Raw genomic sequence first — 3,279 nt, forward strand, 5'->3', positions numbered from 1 at the left:
GCCGCGATCCGCGCGATGCACGAATACCCGAAACGCGCGTGGACCGTTGCTGAGCTCGCGAAGGAGGCCGCGCTCTCGCGCTCGACCTTTTTCGAGCGCTTCAGCCGCACGGTCGGCGTCGCGCCGATGGAATATCTGCTTGCCTGGCGCATGGCACTCGCGAAGGACCTGCTGCGTCGCAATGAAGGGCGCATCGCTGAAATCGCGCAGCGCGTCGGCTACAGTTCAGCCAGCACCTTCAGCGTCGCCTTCACGCGGCACGTCGGGCGGCCGCCCACGCAGTATGCGCGCGAGGAGCAGTCGGTCGCGAGCGGCAGATGAACTGGCTCAATGGCCTTTTCTCAGATCTGGACGCGCGTCCCCGGCTCAATCACGTAAGAACGTCCGCGCGGGCCGAAGGAAAAACGGTGATGGAAAGTACCCAGTCAAGATTGGTTTGTTTTAATTGATAAATCAAGCTCAACATCCCAGAATTTCATCTCAAATCCATGTACGTTAACCTCCTTAAAGCTTTCGCATGTAGTGATACTACTTCCATAGAAAAAATTAGCGGTCCGCCGTTTAACATAAGAAGCGTTGGGCGAACTGCACGCGTGAACAATATATCCATTATCTTTTGCTATCAAATAATCAACCTGTTCCCCCACAGCGGCCGAGGTAATAATATGGATGTCGACCTGGCCGTAATTTGGTGTCGTCCTTAGCGCGGTGCCAAAGGCATGGTCCAGGCAAATTTCCAAACCAAAGCTGATAGCGCGTTGTTTTGGGGGAGAAGCCTGCAAGGAAAATCTTCCATCCAAGATTCCGGGAACGAATACGGTTCGGTCATTATCGAGGACCTCGTGAAAATCACCACGTTTGTTGTATTTTACTTTCACCTTTCCGTCGAGCAGCACATAGGCAGTGCTCCTGCCCAGGAAGTCCACCGTCGAAAAATTAATGAGGGGCCCAGCAGCACCGCTATTGAGCAACGCCAGTTTGCTCTGAGTCGTAGGGGCCGGTATATTACCCAATGGGACAGCCAACGCCTGGCCGTGAGCAATATTCATATCCGTGGCGTACCGGGTTACAGCATTAATGGCTTTTTGCTGGCGGCTGAGCGGCTTGGGCAAACCAGTGCGGGGATCGTTTAATTCCTTGCGCAGTATAGGCTTTCGCCAGGCAACTGTGCCCGGAATCATGACAATGCCCTTATATCGATCACTCAGCTGTTCCAGTCGGGCCAGGACAGTCGCCTTTTCAGTTTCCGATATATGTCGATTATCACCCGGTTGATGGTGTCCCGCTCCCGCCGGATGAGCCAGATAATACTCAGGGACAACAAACAGGCCCATCGGCCGATCGCCAAGGCCCAAACCTAGAGTGCCGAGACGCTTGGTGATATTTTCATAAGCAACCTCAGCTGCTTTCTCCAGGCTGCCCAACCGCTGGTCTAGCGTGCACTGTTGCATCGCCTGCGTGTTCACTGCCCAGATCGCCACAATCATTGTTTTCATCGCTGCTCCATGAATCCGTCGCATTGGTATTTGACCAATCGTTGACAAACCACTCGCCCTGCGCTTGAGAACACTGCCGTTTCATTTGTCCTTTGTCCCATCCGTCGACAACATGCCAAGAAACGTTAACAGCCTTTGACCGTCGCCCTCGCCCGCCGTTAACTCGCGCAGCAAAACCGGCAATGGCTTACGTCCCCAGTCCAACGCTCGCTGGATAAGATAAGGGACAGGACTATGCGGCTCATAACGCGCAAGGTAGTCTGCGATCAACGTCAATTGCCGGTACGCGTCCTCCCTGCTTTGCGGCGCATATGAGGAAGTCGCTACCGTCGCGTGAGCGGGTGCCTCTACAGCCTCGTCGCCTTTGCCTGTTACCAAGGCAAGCGGCGGATCAGAATTCGGATGCATAGCCAGACACTCCGTCAGCACAAGTCCTGCAAGGGTCATCGTTTCCATCAGCACTGCGAAGCTCGGTGCCTCGTTGCCCAGACGCGGCGTACACCATGCGTCAAGCTGCTCGATCAGCGGCCGCGCCGTGCCAAGCGCGTCGCGCTCGAGCCGCAGGTACGCGGGTGAAGCCGCGCTGGCCGCGTCCTTTAGTGCAGCCAATGTGCGCACCGCCGCCTCTTTCTTCGAAGCTGGCACGTCTTGCCGACCGGCAGCCGTGAGCGTCGCGCGCTGCGCGCTTTGCCATTGCGCGAGTGTTCCGCGCAAACCCTCGCGCCCCTCGAAGAGTTCTGTCTGCGCCGAAAGGAGATCGGCATAAGCACCCGCGAGCCAACCAAGCGGTGCTGCGCGAAATCCGAGATCGCCGTCTCGCGGCAGCGGGTGCACGTCGTCCCAGTAGCGTTCGCACAAGCCCGCCAGCAGTTGAAAACAGTGCGGCAGCGCAAGCACCCCATAACGGTTCAGCCAGGCTTCGCCCAGCCACGCGGCGATCGTCAGATCCTTGCTGCGGGTCGACAGCACACGCCGACACCCCGCCTCCACCGCCCCCCAGTCGGCGACCTTCAGCGTGGTCTGCCAGATGCCGGCCGGCACGCTCGGGTCGTCCGCGCGGCGCGCTGTACGAATCGATTCGTACTCCGGATCGTAGATCAGCAGCACACCACATGGGTGATCGCCAGGCAGCGGCTGCAACAGCGCTTCGATGTTGAGTTCAGGCATCATCATCCGTGATCCGCCTGCGCATTGACGTCCGTTGGATAGATCACCGTCGTGGTCACGCCTCTGCCGTCATAGCTGGGTGCCGTGAAAGGAAGATCAGGAATCGCCTGTGGCGTCTTTGCGCCGCCGAAGCCCACACGCATAAACATCCTCGCGGTCTGGATCATGCCGGTACGGTCGCGCACGGGCACCGTGAACAACAGCCTTGGCGGCAGACCGGCGCTCGTGAGGTTGGCGTCTTCCGGCATCAGGTGCAGGCGCACGAGTCGCAGCAAAGCCCACGTGTCCGAGGCGCTCCAGGTGGCTGACCCGTGCTCTCCGGAAAGCGTTGGTTGCGCTGTATCGAACATCGGTTGCCACGGCGCGTCCTTGGCCCAGCGGAGGGTCAGTGAGACCGGTTGCCCCGGCCGCCAGCGCATTGCGGCCTCGCCGGAGGCCGGATAAGTGAGCGTGTCGCTGCCGCTCGCGAGCTTCCATTCGATCACCTGGTCGGCCCCCGCCTCGTCGGCGCGATCGACACGCCATTCAACGTTCAACTCCACGCCTTGCAACGTGCCATCTGCACCGCGCGCAAGCAAGGTGTCGAGCCAGGGCTTGGCACGCGCCAGTTGCGCGA

3 protein-coding genes and 1 pseudogene are annotated in these 3,279 nt (G+C 59.2%); 1 reads left to right on the forward strand and 3 read right to left on the reverse strand.

The genetic code is table 11. The features are described from left to right. Positions 1-321: helix-turn-helix transcriptional regulator (locus WCA85_RS02925; protein ID WP_424061665.1), on the forward strand; the 321-nt coding region annotated here is incomplete at its 5' end. Positions 322-425: 104 nt separating this feature from the next. On the opposite strand, the gene WCA85_RS02930 is transcribed toward WCA85_RS02925, so the two are convergent. The 3 genes and pseudogenes from WCA85_RS02930 to WCA85_RS02940 all read right to left on the reverse strand — a co-directional run. Further along, complete coding sequence (locus tag WCA85_RS02930) at positions 426-1,496, reverse strand: hypothetical protein (RefSeq protein WP_424061666.1); 1,071 nt, start codon at positions 1,494-1,496, stop codon at positions 426-428. Between the two features lie 81 nt (positions 1,497-1,577). After that, positions 1,578-2,669 (reverse strand): type VI secretion system protein TssA, encoded by a 1,092-nt coding sequence (gene tssA / locus WCA85_RS02935; protein ID WP_424061668.1) that lies wholly within the window; start codon positions 2,667-2,669, stop codon positions 1,578-1,580. After that, positions 2,666-3,279 (reverse strand): annotated as a pseudogene (locus WCA85_RS02940) (hypothetical protein); the annotation flags it as partial. The pseudogene WCA85_RS02940 and the gene tssA, both read right to left, overlap by 4 nt.

Source organism: Paraburkholderia sp. (assembly GCF_049581445.1).
Taxonomy (GTDB): Bacteria; Pseudomonadota; Gammaproteobacteria; order Burkholderiales; family Burkholderiaceae; genus Paraburkholderia.

Coding starts and splice junctions, on each gene's coding strand:
- tssA (WP_424061668.1), bottom strand. CDS start 2,669: ATGATGATGCCTGAACTCAACATCGAAGCGCTGTTGCAGCCGCTGCCT.
- WCA85_RS02930 (WP_424061666.1), bottom strand. CDS start 1,496: ATGAAAACAATGATTGTGGCGATCTGGGCAGTGAACACGCAGGCGATG.